General features: G+C 58.7%; 24 protein-coding genes and 3 tRNA genes. 11 read left to right on the top strand and 16 right to left on the bottom strand.

The genetic code is table 11. The features are described from left to right. The first annotated feature begins 10 nt into the window (after positions 1-10). The 6 genes from sufB to ACJ8HT_RS17040 all read left to right on the top strand — a co-directional run bounded on the left by sufB (position 11) and on the right by ACJ8HT_RS17040 (position 6,546). Complete coding sequence (gene sufB, locus ACJ8HT_RS17065) at positions 11-1,507, top strand: Fe-S cluster assembly protein SufB (RefSeq protein ID WP_033638360.1); 1,497 nt, start codon at positions 11-13, stop codon at positions 1,505-1,507. A 43-nt stretch (positions 1,508-1,550) separates the two neighbouring features. Next, positions 1,551-2,297, top strand: a complete 747-nt coding sequence (gene sufC, locus ACJ8HT_RS17060; protein WP_004931365.1) for a Fe-S cluster assembly ATPase SufC — start codon at positions 1,551-1,553, stop codon at positions 2,295-2,297. Beyond that, positions 2,272-3,558: a Fe-S cluster assembly protein SufD gene (sufD, locus tag ACJ8HT_RS17055; RefSeq protein ID WP_197653412.1), complete on the top strand. Its 1,287-nt coding sequence runs from the start codon at positions 2,272-2,274 to the stop codon at positions 3,556-3,558. The genes sufC and sufD overlap by 26 nt, the downstream gene beginning before the upstream one ends. Then, positions 3,555-4,781 (top strand): cysteine desulfurase SufS, encoded by a 1,227-nt coding sequence (gene sufS, locus ACJ8HT_RS17050; RefSeq protein WP_194572158.1) that lies wholly within the window; start codon positions 3,555-3,557, stop codon positions 4,779-4,781. Before sufD ends, sufS begins: the two co-directional genes overlap by 4 nt. Before the next feature lie 36 nt (positions 4,782-4,817). After that, a complete protein-coding gene (gene sufE / locus ACJ8HT_RS17045; RefSeq protein WP_194572157.1) occupies positions 4,818-5,234 on the top strand; it encodes a cysteine desulfuration protein SufE in 417 nt (138 codons plus the stop codon). 298 nt (positions 5,235-5,532) lie between these two features. Further along, positions 5,533-6,546: a L,D-transpeptidase family protein gene (locus ACJ8HT_RS17040; RefSeq protein WP_126179604.1), complete on the top strand. Its 1,014-nt coding sequence runs from the start codon at positions 5,533-5,535 to the stop codon at positions 6,544-6,546. Between the two features lie 140 nt (positions 6,547-6,686). Here the strand turns inward: ACJ8HT_RS17040 and ACJ8HT_RS17035 are convergent, their stop codons facing one another. The 7 genes from ACJ8HT_RS17035 to ACJ8HT_RS17005 form a co-directional block, all read right to left on the bottom strand. Then, positions 6,687-6,923, bottom strand: a complete 237-nt coding sequence (locus ACJ8HT_RS17035; protein WP_004931354.1) for a major outer membrane lipoprotein — start codon at positions 6,921-6,923, stop codon at positions 6,687-6,689. Between the two features lie 308 nt (positions 6,924-7,231). Then, the gene (gene pykF, locus ACJ8HT_RS17030; RefSeq protein WP_060419184.1) at positions 7,232-8,644 is read right to left on the bottom strand and encodes a pyruvate kinase PykF; all 1,413 of its coding nucleotides are present in this window, start codon (positions 8,642-8,644) and stop codon (positions 7,232-7,234) included. Positions 8,645-9,038: 394 nt separating this feature from the next. Further along, positions 9,039-9,344: a cupin gene (locus tag ACJ8HT_RS17025; protein ID WP_194572156.1), complete on the bottom strand. Its 306-nt coding sequence runs from the start codon at positions 9,342-9,344 to the stop codon at positions 9,039-9,041. Between the two features lie 118 nt (positions 9,345-9,462). Continuing rightward, positions 9,463-9,539, bottom strand: a tRNA-Val gene (locus ACJ8HT_RS17020). Between the two features lie 20 nt (positions 9,540-9,559). Further along, a tRNA-Val gene (locus tag ACJ8HT_RS17015) sits at positions 9,560-9,636 on the bottom strand. Positions 9,637-9,656: 20 nt separating this feature from the next. Continuing rightward, positions 9,657-9,733: transfer RNA gene (locus ACJ8HT_RS17010), tRNA-Val, on the bottom strand. 180 nt (positions 9,734-9,913) lie between these two features. Continuing rightward, positions 9,914-11,290 (bottom strand): MATE family efflux transporter, encoded by a 1,377-nt coding sequence (locus tag ACJ8HT_RS17005; RefSeq protein ID WP_194571403.1) that lies wholly within the window; start codon positions 11,288-11,290, stop codon positions 9,914-9,916. 237 nt (positions 11,291-11,527) lie between these two features. Between ACJ8HT_RS17005 and ACJ8HT_RS17000 the strand changes: the two genes are divergently transcribed. Then, positions 11,528-12,178 (top strand): riboflavin synthase subunit alpha, encoded by a 651-nt coding sequence (locus ACJ8HT_RS17000; RefSeq protein WP_110157762.1) that lies wholly within the window; start codon positions 11,528-11,530, stop codon positions 12,176-12,178. Between the two features lie 54 nt (positions 12,179-12,232). Then, the gene (locus tag ACJ8HT_RS16995; RefSeq protein ID WP_038874785.1) at positions 12,233-12,526 is read left to right on the top strand and encodes an I78 family peptidase inhibitor; all 294 of its coding nucleotides are present in this window, start codon (positions 12,233-12,235) and stop codon (positions 12,524-12,526) included. Positions 12,527-12,598: 72 nt separating this feature from the next. On the opposite strand, the gene cfa is transcribed toward ACJ8HT_RS16995, so the two are convergent. Continuing rightward, entirely contained in the window at positions 12,599-13,750 is a 1,152-nt protein-coding gene (cfa, locus tag ACJ8HT_RS16990; protein WP_038874787.1) for a cyclopropane fatty acyl phospholipid synthase, read from the bottom strand. A gap of 344 nt (positions 13,751-14,094) precedes the next feature. Continuing rightward, positions 14,095-15,306 (bottom strand): purine nucleoside transporter PunC, encoded by a 1,212-nt coding sequence (gene punC / locus ACJ8HT_RS16985; protein WP_197653413.1) that lies wholly within the window; start codon positions 15,304-15,306, stop codon positions 14,095-14,097. Positions 15,307-15,429: 123 nt separating this feature from the next. On the opposite strand from punC, the gene punR reads away from it, so the two are divergent. Then, positions 15,430-16,374: a DNA-binding transcriptional activator PunR gene (gene punR, locus ACJ8HT_RS16980; RefSeq protein ID WP_197653414.1), complete on the top strand. Its 945-nt coding sequence runs from the start codon at positions 15,430-15,432 to the stop codon at positions 16,372-16,374. Here the strand turns inward: punR and purR are convergent. Further along, positions 16,371-17,396 (bottom strand): HTH-type transcriptional repressor PurR, encoded by a 1,026-nt coding sequence (gene purR, locus ACJ8HT_RS16975; RefSeq protein WP_033638375.1) that lies wholly within the window; start codon positions 17,394-17,396, stop codon positions 16,371-16,373. The two genes, punR and purR, sit on opposite strands and share 4 nt — an antisense overlap. A 324-nt stretch (positions 17,397-17,720) precedes the next feature. Between purR and cydH the strand changes: the two genes are divergently transcribed. Then, a complete protein-coding gene (gene cydH / locus ACJ8HT_RS16970; RefSeq protein WP_019455989.1) occupies positions 17,721-17,810 on the top strand; it encodes a cytochrome bd-I oxidase subunit CydH in 90 nt (29 codons plus the stop codon). A gap of 61 nt (positions 17,811-17,871) precedes the next feature. Here the strand turns inward: cydH and sodB are convergent, their stop codons facing one another. Together sodB and ACJ8HT_RS16960 are read right to left on the bottom strand one after the other, a co-directional pair. Beyond that, complete coding sequence (gene sodB, locus ACJ8HT_RS16965; protein ID WP_004931333.1) at positions 17,872-18,450, bottom strand: superoxide dismutase [Fe]; 579 nt, start codon at positions 18,448-18,450, stop codon at positions 17,872-17,874. Positions 18,451-18,649: 199 nt separating this feature from the next. Further along, positions 18,650-19,468 (bottom strand): C40 family peptidase, encoded by an 819-nt coding sequence (locus ACJ8HT_RS16960; protein WP_048233575.1) that lies wholly within the window; start codon positions 19,466-19,468, stop codon positions 18,650-18,652. Positions 19,469-19,883: 415 nt separating this feature from the next. On the opposite strand from ACJ8HT_RS16960, the gene ACJ8HT_RS16955 reads away from it, so the two are divergent. Beyond that, a complete protein-coding gene (locus ACJ8HT_RS16955; RefSeq protein WP_004931329.1) occupies positions 19,884-20,231 on the top strand; it encodes a Grx4 family monothiol glutaredoxin in 348 nt (115 codons plus the stop codon). Positions 20,232-20,299: 68 nt separating this feature from the next. Here ACJ8HT_RS16955 and rnt read toward each other — a convergent pair whose 3' ends face one another. The 4 genes from rnt to ACJ8HT_RS16935 all read right to left on the bottom strand — a co-directional run bounded on the left by rnt (position 20,300) and on the right by ACJ8HT_RS16935 (position 23,616). Next, entirely contained in the window at positions 20,300-20,983 is a 684-nt protein-coding gene (gene rnt / locus ACJ8HT_RS16950) for a ribonuclease T (RefSeq protein WP_038874795.1), read from the bottom strand. A gap of 78 nt (positions 20,984-21,061) precedes the next feature. Further along, positions 21,062-21,469, bottom strand: coding sequence for a lactoylglutathione lyase (gene gloA, locus ACJ8HT_RS16945; RefSeq protein WP_004931325.1), 408 nt, complete (start codon positions 21,467-21,469; stop codon positions 21,062-21,064). A 338-nt stretch (positions 21,470-21,807) separates the two neighbouring features. Next, the gene (locus ACJ8HT_RS16940; RefSeq protein WP_197653415.1) at positions 21,808-22,911 is read right to left on the bottom strand and encodes an alkene reductase; all 1,104 of its coding nucleotides are present in this window, start codon (positions 22,909-22,911) and stop codon (positions 21,808-21,810) included. Positions 22,912-22,995: 84 nt separating this feature from the next. Next, complete coding sequence (locus tag ACJ8HT_RS16935) at positions 22,996-23,616, bottom strand: TetR/AcrR family transcriptional regulator (protein ID WP_047727651.1); 621 nt, start codon at positions 23,614-23,616, stop codon at positions 22,996-22,998. Positions 23,617-23,666: the final 50 nt, after the last annotated feature.

Here is a 23,666-nt window from a genome sequence, read left to right as displayed (position 1 = left end):
TGCAATCAACATGACACGAAGCAATGTAGAAATGCCTAATGAAGTGCAGGCTTGGGTCAGCGAAGGTCGCTACAAAGAAGGTTTCTTCACCCAGCTGGCAACCGATGAGTTGGCCAAAGGCATCAACGAAGAGGTGGTGCGCGCCATTTCGGCCAAGCGCAACGAACCCGAGTGGATGCTGGAATTCCGCCTCGAGGCCTACCGTGCCTGGTTGCAGATGGAAGAGCCGCACTGGCTGAAGGCCAATTACGATCGCCTGAACTACCAGGACTACAGTTACTATTCGGCGCCGTCCTGCGGCAGCTGCGACGATGCCTGCGGTTCGCAACCCGGCGCCGAGCAGCAACCGGGCGCGGCGACGGAAAAAGATTACCTGACCAGCGAAGTGGAGCTGGCGTTCAACCAGCTCGGCGTGCCGGTGCGCGAGGGCAGCGAGGTGGCGGTGGACGCCATCTTCGACTCGGTCTCGGTCGCTACCACTTACCGTGAAAAACTGGCGGAGAGCGGGGTGATCTTCTGCTCGTTCGGCGAAGCGATCCAGGAATACCCGGACCTGGTGCGTCAGTACCTGGGCCGCGTGGTGCCCTCCAACGATAACTTCTTCGCCGCGCTGAACGCCGCGGTGGCTTCCGACGGCACCTTCGTCTATGTGCCGAAAGGCGTGCGCTGCCCGATGGAGCTGTCGACCTATTTCCGTATCAACGCCGCCAAAACCGGCCAGTTCGAGCGCACCATCCTGATCGCCGACGAAGGCAGCTATGTCAGCTACATCGAAGGCTGCTCGGCACCGGTGCGCGACAGCTACCAGCTGCACGCGGCAGTGGTGGAAGTGATCCTGCATAAAGACGCCGAAGTGAAATACTCGACGGTGCAGAACTGGTTCTCCGGCGGCGAGAGCAAGGGCGGCATCCTCAACTTCGTCACCAAGCGCGCGCTGTGTGAAGGCGCCGGCTCGAAAATGTCCTGGACCCAGTCGGAAACCGGCTCGGCCATCACCTGGAAATACCCGAGCGTGATTTTGCAGGGCGACAATTCGATCGGCGAATTCTTCTCGGTGGCGCTGACCAGCGGCCATCAGCAGGCGGACACCGGCACCAAGATGATCCACATCGGCAAAAACACCAAGTCGACCATCATCGCCAAAGGCATCTCCGCCGGCCACAGCGAGAACACCTATCGCGGCCTGGTGAAAATCCTGCCGGGGGCGGAAAACGCCCGTAACTTTACCCAGTGCGACTCGATGCTGATCGGGCCGGACAGCGGTGCCCACACGTTCCCTTACGTTGAAGCGCGCAACAACAGCGCTCAGCTGGAGCACGAAGCCACCACCTCGAAGATCGGCGACGACCAGCTGTTCTACTGCCTGCAGCGCGGCATCAGCGAGGATGACGCCATTTCGATGATCGTCAACGGTTTCTGCAAGGACGTTTTCTCCGAGCTGCCGCTGGAGTTCGCCGTCGAGGCGCAGAAACTTCTGGCCATCAGCCTGGAACACAGCGTGGGTTAATCGCCGCATTTTTAGCGCCGTCGGCGCTATCTGAGGACACAGCATGTTAAGCATCAAGAATTTGAAAGTCAGCGTGGAAGGCAACGAGATCCTCAAGGGATTGGATCTGGAGATCAAACCGGGCGAAGTGCACGCCATCATGGGGCCGAACGGCTCGGGCAAGAGCACGCTGTCCGCCACGCTGGCCGGGCGTGAAGAGTACGAAGTGACCGAAGGGGAAGTCACCTTCAAGGGCAAGGATCTGCTGGAGCTGGATCCGGAAGATCGCGCCGGCGAAGGCGTGTTCCTGGCCTTCCAGTACCCGGTGGAGATCCCTGGCGTCAGCAACCATTTCTTTCTGCAGACGTCGGTCAACGCGGTGCGCAAATACCGCGAGCAGGAGCCGCTGGATCGCTTTGACTTCGCCGATTTCATCGAAGAGAAAATCGCGCTGCTGGATATGCCGGCCGATCTGTTGACCCGTTCGGTCAACGTCGGCTTCTCCGGCGGTGAGAAAAAACGCAACGATATTCTGCAGATGGCGGCGCTGGAGCCGGATCTGTGCATTCTCGATGAAACCGACTCGGGCCTGGACATCGACGCGCTGAAGATCGTCGCCAACGGCGTCAACTCGCTGCGGGACGGCAAGCGCGCCTTTATCATCGTGACCCACTATCAGCGCATTCTGGACTACATCAAACCGGATTACGTACACGTGCTGTCCCAGGGGCGCATCGTTAAATCCGGCGATTTCTCGCTGGTGAAACAGTTGGAGGAGCAGGGCTATGGCTGGCTTACCGACCAACAGTAATTCAAACGCGCTGCAGCAGCTGTATCGCCTGTTCGAAGGCCGCGGCGGCGAGCGTTCGCCGCATGCGCTGGCGCACTGGCAGCAGGCGCTGCGCCTCGGCTGGCCGACGCGCAAGCATGAAAACTGGAAATACACGCCGCTGGAGAGCCTGCTGGAGCAGCAGTTCCTCGATCCGCAGCCCGCGCCGGTGAGCGCAGAGCAGCTTGAGGCGCTGGCGCTCGGTATCGATGCCTGTCGGCTGGTGTTTATCGACGGCCGTTACAGCGCCGCGCTCAGCGATGGCGATCTGGGCGACTACCAGTTCGAGTTGACCGCCTACGGCACGCCGCAGGCGCTGCCGGAGCCGATCCAGCCGGAGATTTTCCTGCACCTGACCGAAAGCCTGGCGCAGGAAACCAGCCTGATTCGCTTGCCGGCCGGCAAGGCCCCGGCCCGCCCGCTGTACCTGCTGCACATCAGCAGCGGACGCGGCGCCACCGGGGAAGTGAACACCGTGCATCATCGTCACCATCTGGAGATCGGGCGCGGCGCCGAGGCGGAAGTGATTGAACACTATGTCAGCCTGGACGAGGCCGCGCACTTCACCGGCGCGCGCCTGACCGCCAACGTGGCGGACAACGCCGGGCTGTTGCACTGCAAGCTGGCGTTTGAGAGCCAGCCGAGCTACCACTTTGCCCATAACGATCTGGTTATCGGCCGCGACGCGCGGGTGAAAAGCGACAGCTTCCTGTTGGGTGCCGGCCTGACGCGGCACAACACCAGCGCACAGCTGAACGGCGAAGGCGCAAACCTGGTGATCAACAGCCTGGTGCTGCCGGTGGGCAAAGAGATTTGCGATACCCGCACCTATCTGGAGCACAACAAAGGCTATTGCGAAAGCCGCCAGCTGCATAAAACCGTGGTCAGCGATCGCGGCAAGGCGGTGTTTAACGGCATGATCAAAGTGGCCAAGCACGCGATCAAAACCGACGGCCAGATGACCAACCATAACCTGCTGTTGGGTAAGGTGGCGGAAGTGGATACCAAGCCGCAGCTGGAGATCTACGCCGACGACGTCAAATGCAGCCACGGCGCCACCGTGGGGCGTATCGATGAAGAGCAGCTGTTCTATCTGCAGTCGCGCGGCATCGACAAACACGCGGCGCAGCAGATGATCATCTTTGCCTTCGCCGCCGAGCTGACCGAAGGCATCGCCAACGACATCATCCGGGAACGGGTGCTGGCGCGCATCGCCCAGCGTCTGCCGGGGGAGGCTGCATGAGTTATCCGATTGAACGCGTGCGCAGCGATTTTCCACTGCTGGCGCGTGAGGTGAACGGCCAACCGCTGGCCTATCTCGACAGCGCCGCCAGCGCGCAGAAACCGCAGGCGGTGATCGACCGCGAGCTGGAGTTCTACCGCCACGGTTATGCGGCGGTGCATCGCGGTATCCACACCCTGAGCGCCGAGGCGACTCAGCAGATGGAAGCGGTGCGGGAGCAGGCGGCGCGCTTTATCAACGCCGCCTCGGCGGAAGAGATGGTGTTCGTCAAGGGCACCACCGAAGGCATCAATCTGGTGGCCAACAGCTTTGGCCGCCACCTGCTGCAGCCGGGCGATGCGATTCTCATCACCGAGATGGAGCACCACGCCAACATCGTGCCGTGGCAGATGCTGGCGGAGGAGCGCGGGCTGCAGCTGCGGGTGTGGCCGCTACAGCCGGACGGTACGCTGGATCTGGCGCGACTGCCGGAACTGGTCGATGCGTCCTGTAAACTGCTGGCGCTGACCGAGGTCTCCAACGTGCTGGGCACCGTCAACCCGGTGCGCGACATTATCGCCCGCGCCAGAGCCCTGGCGCCGAATTTGACGGTGCTGGTGGACGGCGCGCAGGCGGTGATGCACCAGCGCGTCGATGTCCAGGCGCTGGACTGCGATTTTTATGTGTTTTCCGGCCACAAGCTGTACGGTCCTTCCGGCATCGGCATGCTGTATGGCCGCCAGGCGCTGCTGCAGCAGATGCCGCCGTGGGAAGGGGGCGGCTCGATGATCCGCCAGGTCAGCCTGACGGCGGGCACCACCTTCGCCGATCCGCCGTGGCGCTTCGAGGCCGGTTCGCCGAACACCGCCGGCATCATGGGGATGGGGGCGGCGTTTGATTACGTTGAAGCCCTGGGCCTGAATGCGATCCACGATTATGAACAGTCGCTGATGCACTACGCGTTGGAGGCGCTCAGCCAGGTGCCGACGCTGAAAGTCTATGGCCCGGCCCATCGCGCCGGGGTGATCGCCTTCAATCTGGGGGAACACCATGCCTATGACGTCGGCAGCTTCCTCGATCAGTACGGCATCGCCATTCGCACCGGCCATCACTGCGCCATGCCGCTGATGGCGTTTTATCAGGTGCCGAGCATGTGCCGCGCTTCGCTGGCGTTATATAATACCCGCGAAGAGGTGGACCGGCTGGTGGCCGGGCTGCAACGCATTCATCAGCTATTAGGCTAGGCCGGGGCGCGTCCCCGGCGGTACAAAAGGATCCCCATGGCGAATTTGCCGGACAAAGATAAATTGGTGCGAAATTTCTCCCGCTGTTTGAACTGGGAGGAGAAATACCTGTACGTGATTGAACTCGGCGCCAAATTGCCGCCGTTGGACGAGGCCGAGCGGCAGGCCGGCAACCTGATCTCCGGCTGTCAGAGCCAGGTGTGGATTGTGATGCACCTCGATGAGCAGGGGCAGGTCGAGTTTCACGGCGACAGCGACGCGGCGATCGTCAAAGGCCTGCTGGCGGTGGTGTTTATTCTGTATCGCCAATTGACGCCGCAGCAGATTGTCGAGCTCGACGTACGGCCGTTTTTCGCCGAGCTGGCACTCAGCCAACACCTGACGCCTTCGCGTTCACAGGGGCTGGAGGCGATGATCCGCGCCATTCGCAGTAAAGCCACGCAGCTGAGCTGAACCTGAACGGCCCCCGTCCTTGAGGGCTCATTGATACATTCGTTTTGTCAATGAGCCTTTACAATCTACGCTTTCCCCCCAGATAACATCCCCAATTCAGTGATATTTCAGCAGCTTATCCGTTGACGTTTCGTTGACAATTAGCGGCGACGATTACGTTATAACGTGTTGATTTTTAGAGAACTTATTGCCTTTGATACCAGCGTTGCTAGTATTAATCAGGTATTGTCTGATTTACCCGCCGCCGGGCGCTCGTTAGCCTTGGGGACGAACCGTCATAAAAAATATAGGGATGATAATGAAACGTGCGTTGAGTTTAATGGGCATGGTCTTCGCCACCGTATTGGCCGGCACGCAGGCCGCCAGTGCGACCGAGTACCCGCTGCCGCCGCCGGACAGCCGTCTGATCGGTGAAAACACCACTTATACCGTGCCAAACGACGGCCGTCCGCTGGAGGCGATCGCCGCCGACTACAAGATTGGCCTGCTGGGCATGCTGGAAGCCAACCCCGGCACCGACCCGTTCCTGCCTAAGCCGGGTACGGTGCTGACCATTCCGACCCAAATGCTGCTGCCTGATACCAAGCGTGAAGGGATCATCGTCAACCTGGCCGAGCTGCGCCTTTACTACTATCCGAAAGGCGAGAACAAAGTGATCGTCTATCCGATCGGTATCGGCCAGACCGGGATGCACACGCCGCTGGAAGTGACCTCCGTGAGCCAGAAGATCCCCAACCCGACCTGGACGCCTACCGCGAACATCCGCAAACGCTATCAGTCCCAGGGCGTGACGCTGCCTGCGGTGGTGCCGGCCGGCCCTGAGAACCCGATGGGGCTGTTCGCCCTGCGTCTGGCGATGGGGCGCGGTGAATACCTGATCCACGGCACCAATGCCAACTTCGGGATCGGCATGCGCGTTAGCTCCGGTTGTATTCGTCTGCGTCCGACGGACATCGAGGCGCTGTTCAATCAGGTGCCGCGCGGTACGCGGGTGCAGGTGATCAACGATCCGGTGAAGGTTTCGGTCGAACCGGACGGCAAGCGCTATGTGGAAGTGCATCAGCCGCTGTCGCGGGTAGAAAGCGACGATCCGCAGACCATGCCGATTGCGTTGTCTAAAGCGGAAAAAGCCTTCGCTGCAGATGGGCAAACCGATCGCGCCGTGTTCGATAGCGCGGTTGTACGCCGTTCTGGCATGCCGGTGCTGGTCAACGTGGGGGAGAACCCGTCTGAGGTGAGTTTAACGCCTGTAGCGGCTCCTGCGGCGAATAAGAGCCCATTCAAGGCAGCGCCAATCAGTTCTGTGAACTAAGTTTGCAGGATTGAGCGGTCGAAGAGGGGTTCAGCGTGCTGAGCCTCTTTTTTTGTCTGCCAAAGAGGAACCCCCGGGCCGACGAGCAGGCAAAAAAAAACGGCGCACAATGTGCGCCGTTTTCAATAACCAAAGCTATCTTACTTTTTGTAAGCGTGAGCTTGGTTGTCCAGACGCTGGTTAGCGCGTGCTGCGTCGTCTTTAGCAGCTTGAACGTCAGAACGCATTGCGTTCACGTCGTTGCTCAGCTGATCAACTTTAGCGTTCAGAGTCTGAACGTCAGAAGACAGTTGATCGATTTTAGCGTTGCTAGAGCAGCCAGCCAGCAGAGTGGAACCCAGGATTACCGCGCCCAGTACCAGTTTAGTACGATTCATTATAACACCCTCTAGATTGAGTTAATCTCCATGTAGCGTTACAAGTATTACACAAACTTTTTTCGAAAGAGAATAATTTTTTAGTGTTGAGGTGCTTTATTTTGATCGTTCGCTCAAACTTGCATCTGGTTTTACAAATTAGTTAAAAAAACGAGGGAAAACAGCCGGCTTCCATGGGACTACTCCGATTTGTTATTAGTTAAATAATGAGCGGATCGCGGTTGCGTTTTGAGAAAAATAGGTTACTGCCGATAAAAAAAACGCCGCAAAGCGGCGTTTTGATCAAGGCAATTATGTCACGTTTTATATTACAGCACGTGTACCGAGGCGGTATTGGTGGTACCGCTCGGCACCAGCGCGCCGGAAACCATCACCACGACGTCGCCTTTCTGCGCCAGGCCGCTGGCCAGCGCGGCTTCTTTACCGATGCGGTAGAAGTCGTCGGTGGAGGCGATTTCCTTGACCATCTGCGGGATAACGCCCTTGCTCAGCACCAGCTGATGCGCGGTGGTTTCATTGGTGGTCAGCGCCAGGATCACTGCGTTCGGGAAGTACTTACGCACGGATTTCGCTGACTTGCCGCCGCTGGTGGCGACGACGATCAGCGGCGCGTCCAGTTTCTCGGCGGTTTCAACCGCACCGCGGCACACTGCTTCGGTGATGCGCAGCTTGCGACGGTCGTTCAGGGTATCGATACGGCTAGGCATCACGCGATCGGTACGCTCGCAGATGGTGGCCATGATGTTGACCGCTTCCAGCGGGTATTTGCCCTTGGCGCTCTCGCCGGACAGCATGACGGCATCGGTACCGTCCAGGATGGCGTTGGCAACGTCGCCGGCTTCCGCGCGGGTAGGGCGCGGGTTCTTGATCATGGAGTCGAGCATCTGGGTGGCGGTGATCACCACTTTACGCGCGCGGTTGCACTTCTCGATCATCATCTTCTGGGCGAAGATCACTTCTTCGACCGGGATCTCGACGCCCAAGTCGCCACGGGCAACCATGATGCCGTCGGACGCTTCGAGGATCTCGTCGAAGTTGTTCAGGCCTTCCTGGTTTTCGATCTTGGAGATGATCTGGATCTGCTCGCCGCCGTGGGCTTTCAGGTGTTCGCGGATCTCCAGCACGTCGGAGCGCTTACGGATGAAGGACGCCGCCACGAAGTCGACGCCTTGTTCGCAGCCGAAGATCAGGTCGCGTTTGTCTTTTTCGGCCAGCGCAGGCAGCTGGATGGAAACGCCCGGTAGGTTAACACCCTTGTTCTCGCCGAGATCGCCGTTGTTCAGCACCTTACAAATGACTTCGTTCTCGGTCACGTTGGTGACTTCCATGCCGATCAGGCCGTCGTCAACCAGCACGGTGTTGCCGATCTTCAGGTCGGCGGCGAAGCCGGCGTAGGTGACCGCCACGCGATCGCTGTTACCGATCACGCTCTGGTCGGTGGTGAAGGTGAAGGTTTGGCCGGCGACCAGCGAGGCGTCTTTACCGCCTTCCAGTTTCATGGTGCGAATTTCCGGGCCTTTGGTATCCAGCAGGATGCCGGCGTTGATACCGGTTTTCGCCATCACGGCGCGCATGTTCTTGATGCGGTTGCCGTGCTCTTCATAGTCGCCGTGAGAGAAGTTGAGACGCATCACGTTCATGCCTGCATTGAGCAGGTTGGTCAGCATTTCTTCCGATTCGGTTTTTGGACCGATGGTACAAACAATTTTGGTCTTTTTCATGGCGGAGTTTTCTACAAGTTGTGATGGATAAAAAAACGAATTTGACCGGCGTTGTTTACGCCGATAGGGAATTTGAGCCGTATCTGGTGGTGAAAAACATAGTTAAGGATAGGTGACGACAGTTGAAGTGGGGCGGAAAAATTCAGCCCGCGTGGGGGCGCGGGGATGCTGCGCAACGGGGTAAGATCAGATCGTGTTGTTATTGCGTTTTCGCAGATCAAGGGCTGAAACCATTCAACTGATAGACGTTGCGCATTATAAAGGCTAAGCGGCGGGAAACAAAATAAAAAACCTCTGCCGCGCGGCGGATATGTCAAAACGGGGGCAAATGTGGCGCAAATGCAACGCGTTGCGGGCCGCTTGTTGCGCAAATAACCTTGCTGTAAATACAGGTTTAACGCGTTTGGGGAATTTCCAACAGCACGCCGGCGCTCAGGCAGAAGCAGCCGCTGGCGACGTTGGCCGGCAAGATCAGGCTCTCGCCGGCCCGAACCACCCGCGTGTCGCCGCCGAGGGTAAACTCGAATTCACCGGATATCACCCGGGTTTGCCGCGCGTGCGCGGGCTTTTGCAGTTGGCCAAAGGCGCCGGCCTCGAAACGCACTTCCGCCGCCGGCGAACCGTCGCTCATCACGCCTTCACGGCGGGCAAGGCCATTGTCGAGCGGTAAAAAGGCGGTTTTGGCGATAAAGGTGGTCATACGGCGTTCCTGATGGCTGATGGCGGTAGCACGGCGCGAACGACATAAGCATCGAGCGGTCGGGCAGAGACGTAACAACGGGAAGTATAACGCGATAGGGGGAGATGAATCAGCAATATGGTGCGTCCGAGTGGACTCGAACCACCGACCCCCACCATGTCAAGGTGGTGCTCTAACCAACTGAGCTACGGACGCACTGCGCTGCTTCTGAAATTTGGTGCGTCCGAGTGGACTCGAACCACCGACCCCCACCATGTCAAGGTGGTGCTCTAACCAACTGAGCTACGGACGCACTGAACTGCTTCAGGAATTTGGTGCGTCCGAGTGGACTCGAACCACCGACCCCCACCATGTCAAGGTGGTGCTCTAACCAACTGAGCTACGGACGCATCTTTTCCTGTCTGTCATGGCTGACAGCGGGGACGAATATTAACGAGCTACCCGCGTGCTGGCAAGGGGAAAAACGCAATTTTATTCGGTATTTCACGCGATTGCTGAGGTTGTGCGCAGTCCGGCGCTTTTTTCCGCAAACCGCAGTCCGGCCGGGAGAAAACCGGCCGGACGCGGGCTCAGCGCGTGGAACGCTGCAGAATGGCGGCGGTCGGCTGTTTCTGCAGCCAGCGCATGCGCAGCGCCATCATGATGGCGGCGAAGGTCAGGCCGATGATAAAGCCGATCCAGAAACCGCTTGGCCCCATCGCCGGCACCACCACATCGGTTAACGCCAGCAGATAGCCGCTCGGCAGGCCCAACACCCAATAAGCGATGAAGGTGATGAAGAAGATCGCGCGGGTGTCTTTATAACCACGCAGCACGCCGCTGCCGATCACCTGGACAGAATCCGAGATTTGGTACAGCGCCGCCAGCAGCATCAGCTGCGACGCCATCGCCACCACCGCCGGGCTATCGTTGTACAGCAGGGCGATCGGTTCGCGGAAGGTGGCGGTAAACAGCGCGGTGCAGACGGCCATGGTGATGCCGACGCCGATGGCGGAGTAGGCGGCGACGCGCGCGCCTTCAACCGAACCTTCCCCCAGCCGGTAACCGACGCGGATAGTGGCGCCGACGCCCAGCGACAGCGGCAGTACGAACATCAGCGCGCTGAAGTTAAGCGCGATCTGGTGGCCGGCGACCGCGACGATCCCCAGCGGCGAAACCAGCAGCGCCACCACGGCAAACAGTGTGACTTCGAAGAACAGCGCCAGCGCCACCGGCATGCCGATGCCGATCAGGCGCTTCAGCGCCGCCCAGTCCGGGCCGCCGAGATCGCCCGTTTGGCGTTTAATGTCGCGCTGCGAGGGCGCGCGCTTCACGTACCAGCGCATCATCAGGAACATGATCCAGTAGACGCTGCCGGTGGCGACGCCACAGCCGACGCCACCCAGCTCCGGCATACCGAACTTGCCGTAGATGAAGATGTAGTTGATCGGGATATTCACCAGCAGGCCAAGGAAGCCGATCACCATGCCGGGCTTGGTTTTGGACAGGCCTTCGCACTGGTTGCGCATCACCTGGAAGAACAGGTAACCCGGCGCCCCCCACATGATGGCGTGCAGATAACCGACGGCTTTATCCGCCAGCTGCGGATCGATGTTGTGCATCATGTCGATGACGAACTTGCAGTTATACAGCACCACGATCAGCAGCACGGACACGCCGGAAGCCAGCCAAAAACCCTGGCGCACCTGGTGAGCGATGCGATCGCGCCGCCCGGCGCCGTTAAGCTGGGCGATAACCGGGGTCAGCGCCAGCAGCAGGCCGTGGCCGAACAGGATGGCCGGCAGCCAGATTGACGTGCCGACCGCAACCGCCGCCATGTCGGTGGCGCTGTAGGCGCCGGCCATGATGGTATCCACCACGCCCATGGCGGTTTGCGATATTTGCGCGATGATGACCGGGATAGCGAGAGCCAATAAACTACGCGCTTCAATTAAGTACTTCTGCACGCATACACCTTTCTATTTATATATGTGGGAGGGAGGGCTGCCGCGAGAGGACAACAATTAAAATAGCGGAATTTTGTCAAAAATATTGTACCTGCTCGGCGTCGTTAAGCAAACGCCGCAGATAAATAGTTATTAAATGCGCAGGCCCGCGTTTTTCGCCTACGCGGATTTGGTTTTCAGCGCCAACTGGGGCAAACTGCCGGGAGCGTTTTAACCTATTAGTAAGAAGAGGCACATATGTTCACCGGTATCGTACAAGGCACCGCGCCGCTGGTCGCCATTGATGAGAAACCCAATTTCCGCACCCACGTGATCGAGATGCCTGCCGAGCTGTTGCCGGGGCTGGAGCTGGGCGCGTCGGTGGCCCATAACGGCTGCTGCCTGACCGTGACCGCGGTGGAAGGCAACCGCGTCAGCTTCGATTTGATCAAGGAAACGCTGCGCCTGACCAACCTCGGCGATCTGGCGCTGGGCGACATCGTCAATATCGAGCGCGCGGCGAAATTCAATGACGAGATTGGCGGTCATTTGATGTCCGGCCATATTATCTGCACGGCGGAAGTGGCCAAGATTTATACGTCGGAAAATAACCGCCAGGTATGGCTGCGCATGCCGAATGCGGAATTGATGAAATATGTGCTGCACAAAGGTTTCATCGGCATCGACGGCATTAGCCTGACCATCGGTGAAGTGGTGAATAACCGTTTCTGCGTGCACCTGATCCCGGAAACGCTGGAGCGAACCACGCTGGGTAAGAAACGCCTGGGCGACAAGGTGAACATCGAAATCGATCCGCAAACGCAGGCGGTGGTGGACACCGTCGAGCGCGTACTGGCCAACCGCGAAGCGACGCTGGCGGCGGCGATGGCGCCGGCGCACAAAGACTGACAGCGATTCTGGCGTTGCCGCCGGTATCGAATCATAAGCAGAGAGGAGAAACGCGTGAAGTTTTATGGGAAAACGTTGTTGTTAACCGCGTTGCTGGCGCTGAGCGCCTGCAGCAGCTCACCTGAGCAGGGCGCCGGCGCGCAAATGGCCGATGCGGACGATACCTGCGGCGCTTCGCAGTATCAAAACTTCGTCGGTAAGCCGATGACCTCGCTGGAAGGCGTGCGGATCGACGCCAAGGTGCGCGCCATTCCGTACAACTCTGCCGTCACCATGGATTTCAACCTGCGCCGCCTGAACTTCCTTGGCGATAGCAACGATAAAATCATTCGCGTTTATTGCGGTTAACCCGCAGGGTCCGAAAGAGCAAAAAAAAGCCCCGACGATGATGTTGCCGGGGCTTTTTTATCGGGAAAGCATTCAACGGGCGACGCGGATGCCGCCTTCAACGCCTTTCGGGCTGAACACCACCTGCCACAGTTGCAGATCGCGCGCCCGGAACGCGCCGGCGCAGGCGTTCAGGTAGTAGCTGAACATCCGCTCGAAGCGTTCGGAATAGCGCGGGGCAAGCTGCGGCCACGCCTGTTTGAAGCGTTCGAACCAAGCCATCAGCGTGCGATCGTAGTCGGCACCGATGTTGTGCCAGTCTTCCATCACGAAATGGCCTTCGCTGGCTTCGGCGATATGGCTCACTGAAGGCAGGCAGCCGTTCGGGAAAATGTACTTGTTGATCCACGGATCGACGTTCATGTCGGTTTTGTTGGAGCCTATGGTGTGCAGCAGGAACAAACCGTGCGGCGCCAGATTACGCTCTACCACGTTGAAATAGGTGCGGTAGTTTTTCGGCCCGACGTGCTCGAACATGCCGACGGACACGATGCGATCGAACTGCTGATGCAGATCGCGGTAATCCTGCAGCAGGATCTGCACATCCAGCCCGGCGCAGCGCGCCTGAGCCAGCTTCTGCTGCTCGGCGGAAATGGTCACGCCGACCACCGACACGCCGTAATGCTTCGCCGCATAGGCGGAGAGGCCGCCCCAGCCGCAGCCGATATCCAGCAGGCGCATGCCCGGTTGCAGCTGCAGTTTTTCGCAGATCATCCGCAGCTTGGCTTCCTGCGCTTCCTCCAGCGTAGTAGCGTCTTTCCAGTAGCCGCAGGAATATTGCATGTAAGGGTCGAGCATCAAGGTAAACAGATCGTTGCCAAGATCGTAATGTTCTTTGCCGACGATCCAGGCGCGCTTTTTCGATTGCAGATTGGTCAGGCGCGCGGCGGCGATACGCAGGGTATCTTTCAGGTGGTGGGGGAGTTTCTTCTCCAGCCCGGCGCTGACCACACGCTGGAAGAACATATCCAGCCGTTCGCACTCCCACCAACCGTCCATGTAGCTTTCGCCCAGGCCCAGCGACCCTTGCTGCAAGACGCGTTTAAAGAAATCGGGGTTTTTAACCTGAATATCGAAAGGGCGCGATCCGTTGATTTCAATGCCGGCCAGACCGAGCATTTCGTGCGCGATACGGTACCACTGATTGTCCTGGATGCTCAGATCTTCTATACACGATGAACTCATAGCTTCTCCATCACCTTCTTCTGACTGATGACCCGTTAGGAAACAGCTTAGACAATTTCTGCGGGTGCATACGTTTACCGGCGGAAAATAGGCCCGCGGCGTCTGATATCCGACTATGAACAGAGGAAATTTTAAGAAGCTACCCGACGCGAACGGCGCGGGATAAACGCATCCTTAAAAAAAGAGTGTGACGCAAGGCGCGTACACAAGCGCTAATTGAGATATAGAGATTATAAGGTGTTACTTTACAAGGTTGTTTTTGAGTATAGGCGTGCCGAGGCGTTGACTCAACTGTAAATCGCACTCGGCACGCATATTCTTTAAGTGATTATTAAACTTGGTAATTATGACGCTGAGTTAGCATGTTCCCGCTGCGCCTTTCGCTGCGCATCGGCCGCTTTTCCCCGCTGCAGGAAATACCCCAGCACGGCCAGGATCACCGTCGATACCATCACCGTCACCGTCGCCAACAGCGGTTGGGCAATAAACGCCGACACCAGCATGCTCGCCACAAAGCACAGCCCCAGCTGCAGCGTATTTTGCAGCGCGGCGGCTTTACCGCTGCTTTCCGGGAACGGCATCAGCGCATTCGCCACCATGATCGGGTAGCCGGCGCCGTTGACCAGCGCCATCACGCAGAACGGGATCAGCAGCGTGGTGAGCGTCGGTGCGGTCAGGGTCGCCACCAGATACAGCGCCACCATGCTGACACCATAAGCTACCAGCAGCCACGGCAGCAGGGTTTTGCCATTGATGCGCTTGAGCGCGGCGCGGCAGCCGTAGCCACCCAGCAGGAAGGCCAGCGTTTGCGGCACGTAACTCAGACCGATGTCGCTCGGGCTGTAGCCCATGTCACCGAGGATGAACGGCGAGCCGGTCAGCCAGGCGAAGAAGCCGGCCGAGCAGGCGGCGTACATGGCGACGTTGCCGCTGAACACCGGGGATTTCAACAATTGCCAGAAGCTGACGCCGTTTTTTGGCGCATCGGCGGTGGGTTGCGTTTTGGCGCGTTCTTTGAGCATCAACGTCGGCAGCAGCAGAAGCGCGGTGATCACCAACAGCGCGGCGAAGATCGCGCGCCAGCTGGCGTGGTTCAGCAACCAGGCGCCCAGCAGCGGCGCCAGCGCCGGCGATAGCGCGACCAGCGGCATAATGGTGGCGAATACGCGGTTGGCCTGGCCTTCACGGTAGCGGTCGACCACCAGAGCTTGCCAGATGGCGGCGGCGGCACAGACGCCGACGGCCTGAATAAAGCGCAAGATCCAGAGCTGCACGGCGTTTTCCACCCACAGCATGCCCAGACAGCCGAGGGCGAACAGCGTCAGGCCGATCAATAATACCGGTTTGCGGCCCAGACGGTCGGAGAGCGGCCCCCACAGCAGCTGCGCAAAGGCGAAGCCGGCCAGGAAGATGCTCAGGCTGGCGCTCACCGCGCCGGCGGAAATTTGCAGCTCCTCCCGCATGGCGCCGAAGGCGGGCAGGTACATATCGGTCGCCAGATAACCCAGCATGCTCAGGCCGGCGAGGTAGAACATAAAGCCAAAGGAATTTCGCATGGTATTTCTCGTTAATATTTTAATGTCGCAGGTTTTTAGCGCCGGCCAGTGTATCCGGCTGGATCTCTGCTTGTGAAACGGTAATATTTGCAAAGTGCTGTTAAAAAAATTGAAGGCAAAGCGATGTGGTCTGAATATTCTCTTGAAGTCGTCGACGCGGTGGCGCGCACCGGCAGTTTCAGCGCGGCGGCGCAGGAGCTGCACCGGGTGCCGTCGGCGGTGAGCTATACCGTACGGCAGCTGGAGCAATGGCTGGCGGTGCCGCTGTTCGAGCGGCGTCACCGCGATGTGGAATTGACGCCGGCCGGCGCGATGTTTATCAAGGATGCGCGAGCTGTTATCAAAAAAATGCTCGACACCCGCCGCCACTGTCAGCAGGTGGCCAACGGGTGGCGCGGCCAGCTGAATATCGCGGTGGACATCATCGTCAAACCGCAGCGCAGCCGCCAACTGGTGCTGGATTTCTACCGTCATTTCCCCGACGTCGAACTGATGCTGCAACCCGAAGTGTTCAACGGCGTGTGGGATGCGCTGGTGGACGGCAGGGCAGACATGGCGATCGGCGCCACGCGCGCGGTGCCGGTCGGTGGCGGTTTCGCCTTTCGCGACATGGGTTATATGAACTGGTTGTGCGTGGTCAGTCCGCAGCACCCGCTGGCGCAGTTGGCGGGGCCGCTGAAGGACGATCAGCTGCGGCCGTACCCTTCGCTTTGCCTGGAGGACACCTCGCGCAACCTGCCCAAGCGCGTCACCTGGACGCTGGATAACCAGCGGCGGCTGGTGGTGCCGGACTGGACTTCGGCGCTCGACTGTTTGTGCGCGGGGCTGTGCGTCGGCATGATGCCGGCACATCGGGCGCTGCCGCGGGTGCAGCGCGGTGAGCTTAAGGCGTTGCAGCTGCAGCAGCCGTTTCCCGCCAGCCCTTGCTGCCTGACCTGGCAGCAGGATAAACCCTCACCGGCGATGAGCTGGCTGCTGGCGTATCTGGGCGATGGGGAGACGCTGAACCAGGAGTGGCTGAGCGAGGCGGAACCGGAAGCCGCGCAGGCTTCCGGCGCGGAGGATTAGCGGCGGTAGTCGATGAACGGGCCGTCGGCGACCGAGCGGCGTTCAATCAGCTTCGGATGCACTTCGATCACCTGCGACTCTTCGCGTTTGCTGATAATGCGATCCAGCAGCATGGTGAAGGCCATTTCGCCCAGGCGTTCTTTAGGCTGGTGAATGGTGGTCAGCGCCGGGGTGAAGTAGCGGGCGTTACGCACGTTGTCGTAGCCGATCACGGAAATATCCTGCGGCACCCGCAGCCCCAGCTCGTCGGCGGCGCAGATGGCGCCCATCGCCATGATGTCGCCGCCGCAGAATACCGCGGTCGGCCGCTGCTTTTGCGACAGAATTTGGTGCATCGCCTTGTAGCCGGACTCCGGCTCGAAGTCACCCTGGACGATCCACTCTTCGCGAATGTCGATATGCGCTTCCTGCAGCGCCTTCATAAAGCCCTGGTGACGGCCGCCGCCGGTATTGCGCGACAGTTGGCCCGGAATGGCGCCGATATCGCGGTGGCCGCGCTCGATCAGGTAACGGCCGGCCAGATAGCCGCCTTCGAAGGCGTTATCGATGATGGTATCGGTGAAGTCGCCGCGCGCGGCGCCCCAGTCCATCACCACCATCGGGATATTGCGGTAGTCTTCCAGCATGCCCAGCAGCTGATCGGGGTACTCGGAGCACATGACCAGCAGGCCGTCGACGCGCTTTTGCGCCAGCATCGCCAGGTAGGCGCGCTGCTTGTCCAGATTGTTGTGCGAGTTGCACAGGATCAGGGTGTAGCCTTTGCTGTAGCAGCTGTTTTCCACCGCCTCGATCACTTCGGCAAAGTAGGGCGCTTCGCTCGAGGTGGCCAGCAGGCCGATCGACTTGGTGTGATTGACTTTCAGGCTGCGCGCCACGGCGCTCGGCGAGTAGTGCAGCTCTTTGATGGCGGCCCACACGGCCGCTTTGGTCTCTTCGGCGACGAAACGAGTCTTATTGATGACGTGCGAAACGGTGGTGGTGGAAACGCCCGCGCGTTTGGCCACATCTTTAATCGTTGCCATGTAAGGAATGACTCCTGAACTCACATGTTTACAGCATGTAAGTGTGATGTTAATCGTTTGCCTACGTAGATCCTTCTCCAGAGAAGCGAAAACTGAGTTTTTAGTGTGTTGAAGTCTTCAGCGCTTAATCAGGAGGGGCATGGATGCCGGTACGCAGTTGTGAACTGCGAATTTTGTCGCATATTGAACAAAAGTGGAAGAGGTAATCGAGATTATAAACAGGGAAATGATAACAAGATTTTATCGGCGAACTGTGGGAAAATGATTTGACGTACTAATTGTGCGCCTTTTATCCTTAGGAAAGCCCATTTTAAAGGAGTTGTCATGGATACCGAATTGAAGATGTCGCTGTTCACCACCGTCTGCGCATTGGCGGTCATTATCGCTTTCAGCTTCGTTGCCGCGTTGAACTGATTTACCCCCGGTTATAAAAAAGGCGCAGCCTGGCTGCGCCTTATCACCTCAGAACCTGCGCTTAGGCCAGGTTTTCCGCTGCGAAGGTCCAGTTGACCAACGCCCAGAAGTTTTCCAGGTATTTTGGACGCGCATTGCGGTAATCGATGTAATACGCGTGTTCCCACACGTCAACGGTCAGCAGCGGTTTGTCTTCACCGGTCAGCGGGGTGGCCGCGTTGGAGGTGTTGACGATCGCCAGCGCGCCGTCCGGTTTTTTCACCAGCCAGGTCCAGCCTGCACCGAAGTTTTTCACTGCGGCATCGGTGAACTGCTCTTTGAACGCAGCGAAAGAGCCGAAGGATTTGACGATTGCCGCCGCCAGTTCGCCCTGCGGTTCACCGCCGCCCTGTGGCGACAGGCAGTGCCAGTAGAAGGTGTGGTTCCACACCTGCGCGGCGTTGTTGAAGACGCCGCCGTTAGAGGTCTTGATGATCTCTTCGAGCGATTTGCCCTCGAACTCGCTGCCTTTCACCAGGTTGTTCAGGTTAACCACGTAGGTGTTGTGGTGTTTGCCGTAGTGGTATTCCAGGGTCTCGGCGGAGATGTGCGGCTCGAGCGCGTTTTTCTCATACGGTAATGCAGGTAATTCAAACGACATTGCTTCCTCCTTTACAGCGCCATTCGCTTCCCGCCGGGGCGAGAGCCGTATGGGCCGTTTTTTATTGTGGTCATTCAATCTTAACAATTTTCATCATAAAAAACAGGAGGAAAAGCGAGAAATGCGCGTGGGGAAGTGCGATGGGCGATAGCTTGAGCAGGCGGTTGCGACCGGGGCCGCAACCGCGCAGAGCAGGGTATTAACGAATGGTTTTCGGCGTCACTACGCGGCGCGCGCCGATGTAGTGGTTCTGCCAATAGTCGTTGTCGAGCTGACTGATGCGGATCTCTTCACCGGTGCGCGGCGACTGGATGAATTTACCGTTGCCGAGATAGACGCCGACATGGTCCGCCACGCCGCGGTTGTTGATGCGGAAGAACACCAGATCGCCGCTTTCCAGTTCGCTTTTCTTGATCGGCGCCGCATCACGCAGGTGATACATCTCGTTGGCGGTGCGCGGCATCTTGATTTTCACTACGTCTTTATAGGCGTAATAGATAAGGCCGCTGCAATCGAAGCCGGTGCGCGGCGAGCTGCCGCCCCAGCGGTAAGGTTTGCCCATCTGGCCCATCAGCTTGGCCATCGCGGTCTGCTTGGCGTGCTGGTAGCGTTTTTTGTGCGCGGGACTGAGTTTCAACGGTTTTTCTTCACGCGCCAGTTTGGCGGTGGCCATACCGGCTTCGCGGTGGCGACCATAGCCTTTTTTATAGCCTTTTTTCGGCGGGGTGACTTTAATCTTGGCGGTTTTCTGCGCTTTGGCCTTGGGTTTGGCGCTGACGATCTTTTTCGCGCTTTTCTCGCTTTTTGCCTTGGCGGTCTTGGTTTTTTTCTCGGGGGCCGTCACTTTGGCTTTTTTAGCGGCTTTGTCCGCCTTCTTTTTTCTGCGGTCATCAGGCCGCGCTTCATTAGCATGGCTTTTACGCTGCTCGGCGGCAACACGCGCCTGTGGCGCAGCGTGCGCCAAATTGAAGAAGAGCTGCGTAAACAGCAGCGCAAAGAGCGTAAGAATTAAACGCATGTCGACGTCACCAACCTTGGCCCCGAAACGGATATCGAAAGAGTTACAGTATTCCCGAATTTCGCCATATAAAACAGCGAAGAACTCATAAATAATAATCCATATTGTGAGAAAACGTTAATGACATTTTTTTTGGTTCAAAATCAGCCTGTTGATGTATGAAAAAGCGCCAGTTGGCGGTGGGGATATAATTAATCCGCGCCGTCATCGCGACGCAATATATTAGTGAAATGGTCGGATTAAAAATGTTATTCTCGACGTATGTTTTGACCGGAATGACGTGGCCGGTGAAACGCGATCGGCGGCGGGCGAATATCCTTGCAAAAGATGGCGTTTTCTTGCGACTGTTCCAGCCGCTACAATAGCCCGCGTGATGCATGTTGTAGCCATGAAATGTGGCTTGAGGAAGCAATAAATGACGACGACACTTGAAAAAATTCAGCACCAGATCGCTGAAAACCCGATTCTGCTGTACATGAAAGGTTCGCCTAAGCTGCCGAGCTGCGGCTTCTCCGCACAGGCTGTGCAAGCGCTGTCCGCCTGCGGCGAGCGTTTCGCCTACGTGGATATTCTGCAAAACCCGGACATCCGCGCCGAGCTGCCAAAATACGCCAACTGGCCGACGTTCCCGCAGCTGTGGGTAGACGGTGAGCTGGTCGGTGGTTGCGATATCATCATCGAGATGTATCAGCGCGGCGAACTGCAGCAGCTGATCAAAGAAACTGCGGAAAAGTATAAAGCGCAGGAAGACCAACAGTCTTAATCGACAGGCTTACGGTTATCGCGCAATGGGCGGCGCCAGTGCAAACTGGGCCGCCTTTTTTATTGGGCTTATTCGGCGAGGTCGCCGGCGGGCAGCGGCCAGCCGCCGAGACGTTTCCAGCGGTTAACCAGCTCGCAAAACAGCAGGGCGGTTTGTTCGGTGTCATACAGGGCGGAGTGCGCCTGGCTGCTGTCGAACGGCATGCCGGCGGCGATGCAGGCTTTCGCCAGCACCGTTTGGCCCAGCACCAGGCCGCTCAGCGCGGCGGTGTCGAAGGTGGCGAACGGATGGAACGGGTTGCGCTTCAGGCCGGCGCGCTCGGCCGCGGCCATCAGGAAGCTGTGATCGAAGTTGGCGTTGTGTGCCACGATAATGGCCCGGTTGCAACCGCGATCCTTGAGCCCTTTGCGCACCGCTTTGAAAATGGCGTGCAGCGCGTCATATTCGCTGACCGCGCCGCGCAGCGGGTTGTGCGGATCGATGCCGTTGAACGCCAGCGCTTCCGGCTGCAGGTTGGCGCCCTCGAAAGGCTCCACGTGGAAGTGCAGGGTCTCGTCCTGCTGCAGCCAGCCGTCCTCATCCATTTTCAGCGTGACGGCGGCGATCTCCAGCAACGCATCGGTATTGGCGTTGAAGCCGGCGGTTTCAACATCTATTACTACGGGATAAAACCCACGAAAACGACCACTCAGGGCGTTAAGATCACTTTTCTCGGCCATCAGTTTCTTATCTTCATCGAATGCAGCGCGCATTATGGCAAATTTTGCGCCCGGTTGCAGGCGCTATCGCGCGGAGAATCAGCAGGGCGCAGCGCGCCCTGAAGGGGAGGCTTAGTGGCCGAGGCCCTGACCGGCATGTTTATTTTCGATCAGCTCGATTTTGTAGCCGTCCGGATCTTCGACGAAGGCGATGACCGTGGTGCCGCCTTTCACCGGGCCGGCTTCGCGGGTGACCTTGCCGCCTGCGCGGCGGATGCTGTCGCAGGTGGCGGCAACGTCGTCCACGCCCAGCGCCAGGTGGCCGAAGGCGGTGCCCATGTCGTAGCTGTCGGTGCCCCAGTTATAGGTCAGTTCGATAACCGCGCCTTCGCTCTCTTCCGTATAGCCGACGAAAGCCAGCGAGTATTTGTACTCTGGATTTTCGCTGGTGCGCAGCAGGCGCATGCCTAATACCTTGGTGTAGAAGTCGATGGCGCGTTGCAGGTCACCGACGCGGATCATGGTATGGAGTAAGCGCATAATTCCTCTGAATTGGCTGTGCCGTGGCAGACGGCGGGTGGATTGAAGCACCAGCGAGTATAGCCTTGTCCCGCAAGGGAATTCAACGTAACGAATGAGTGACAATGTCACTTATGGGGCTCGCGACGGTGATGTCTAAATATTGATCGAGCGTACCGATCGATACAGAGTAATTGATCTGCACAATCAATTATCTATTTCGACGGCAAGCGTGTAAAAATTGAACGGCAGTAGAGCACAACACCAGGGAACACCGGCCCGCCCCGTGCGGGCTTTTTTGCGTGCGGCGCATAAAAAAACGGCCAGGCAGTCGCATGGCCGTTTGGGATCAGGACGGGTTACTTCGCCAGAAACGGATAGTCGGTATACCCTTCGCCGCCGCCGCCGTAGAAGCTTTCCGGTTTAGGTTCGTTCAGCGGCGCGTGCTGGCGGAAGCGCTCCACCAGATCCGGGTTGGCGATGTAGCTGCGGCCGAAGGCCACCGCGTCGATGAAACCTTTTTCGATCAAGGCTTCGGCTTTTTCGGCGGTGTAGGCGCCGGCGCCGACGATCACCCCTTTAAAGTGGGCGCGCACCGAGTCGCGGAAGGCGTCGGAATACGGCTTTCCGCCGGCCCAGTCCGGTTCGGAGATGTGCAGGTAGGCGATGTTGCGCTTGTTCAGCTCTTCCACCAGATACAGCGCCGCGTCTTCCTGATCTTCACCGTTGTCCAACCCGTTGAACGGCCCCAGCGGCGAGATGCGGATGCCGATGTGCTCGGAGCCCCATTCGGCGACCGCCGCGTCGACCACTTCCAGCGTCAGGCGGGTGCGATTCTCGATGCTGCCACCGTATTGATCGGTACGTTGGTTAGAGGCCGGCGACATGAACTGGTGAAGCAGATAGCCGTGGGCGGCATGCAGTTCGATGAAGTCGAAGCCGGCTTCCCGCGCGTTGGCGGTCGCCTGGCGGAAATCGTTGACGATGCCCGGGATCTCGCTGGTTTCCAGCGCGCGCGGCGTGGAGGTCGGTACGCGCACCCAGGCGCCGGTTTCATCACGCACGGTGGTGCGGGTTTCGGCGTTGATTGCCGAAGGGGCGACCGGTGCTTGCCCACCCGGTTGCAGGCTGTTGTGGGAGATGCGGCCTACGTGCCACAGCTGCACGGCGATATGGCCGTTTTTATCATGCACTGCTTGCGTGATGTTTTTCCATGCGGCGATCTGCTCCGGCGTATGCAGCCCCGGCGCACCGGCGTAGCCTTTCGCCTGGAAGGAGACCTGCGTCGCTTCGGTCACGATCAGGCCCGCGCCGGCACGCTGTGCGTAATACTCCGCCATCAGCGGCGTAGGAATATCGCCCGGCTCGATGCTGCGCAGACGCGTCAGCGGAGCCATAAACACGCGGTTGGGCAGGGTGATGGCGCCAACCTTCAGCGGAGAGAGCAATTTTTCAGTCTTCATAGTGCATCCTGTATTTAATAGACCGGTCGTCTAGTAATGGGCGATAAAAAACCACGAACTGCATTTTTCAATAAAAAGAAATTGTTACGGTTGCGGCGGGCGCAACAGCAACTCGATGCTTTCCAGCGCGCTGGTCAACGGCGCCAGCGAGTGGCGGATCTTGGCGCGCAGCGAAGCGCCGAGCCACAGTGAGTACAGCGTCTCTGCGGTCGCTGCCGGGCTCATGGCCACCGACAGCGAGCCCTCGGCGATACCGCGTTCGATGGCCTCCTGCAGGTGGCCGATCACGCGAGCGGTGCCCGTTTCCAGCGCATGGCGCATCGGTTCTGACAGGTCGCTCACCTCGGCGGAAAGCTTCACCGCCAGGCAGGCGTTATGGCATTCGCTGCGGCAGTGGTAGCTGATGGCCTGGGCGTAATAGCCGAGCAGCTGGTGGCGGGCATCGCCGTGCTCATCGGCAAACAGCGCCTGCATTTCTGCATCATAATGCGCGAAATAGCGTTGCAGCATCGCTTCGCCGAAGGCTTCCTTCGAGCGGAAATAGTGGTAGAACGAGCCTTTCGGCACGCCCGCAGTGGCCAGCAGTTCGCTCAGCCCCATGCCGGTAAAGCCCAGGCGCAGGCTGAGAGTTTCGCCGGTGGCGAGCAGATGTTCACGTGTGTCCACGTTGCAATGCGTTGATTTGGTCATCATGGTGCCGAGCATAATAGACCGATTGGTCTAGGTCAATGGGAATAAAAAAACCGGCGCACAAA

The sequence above is a fragment of the Serratia sp. CY44782 genome, from assembly GCF_052168715.1.
Taxonomy (GTDB): domain Bacteria; phylum Pseudomonadota; class Gammaproteobacteria; order Enterobacterales; family Enterobacteriaceae; genus Serratia; species Serratia nevei.
The sequence above is the reverse complement of the archived record's forward strand: the minus strand, read 5'-3'. Positions and strand labels throughout refer to the sequence as shown.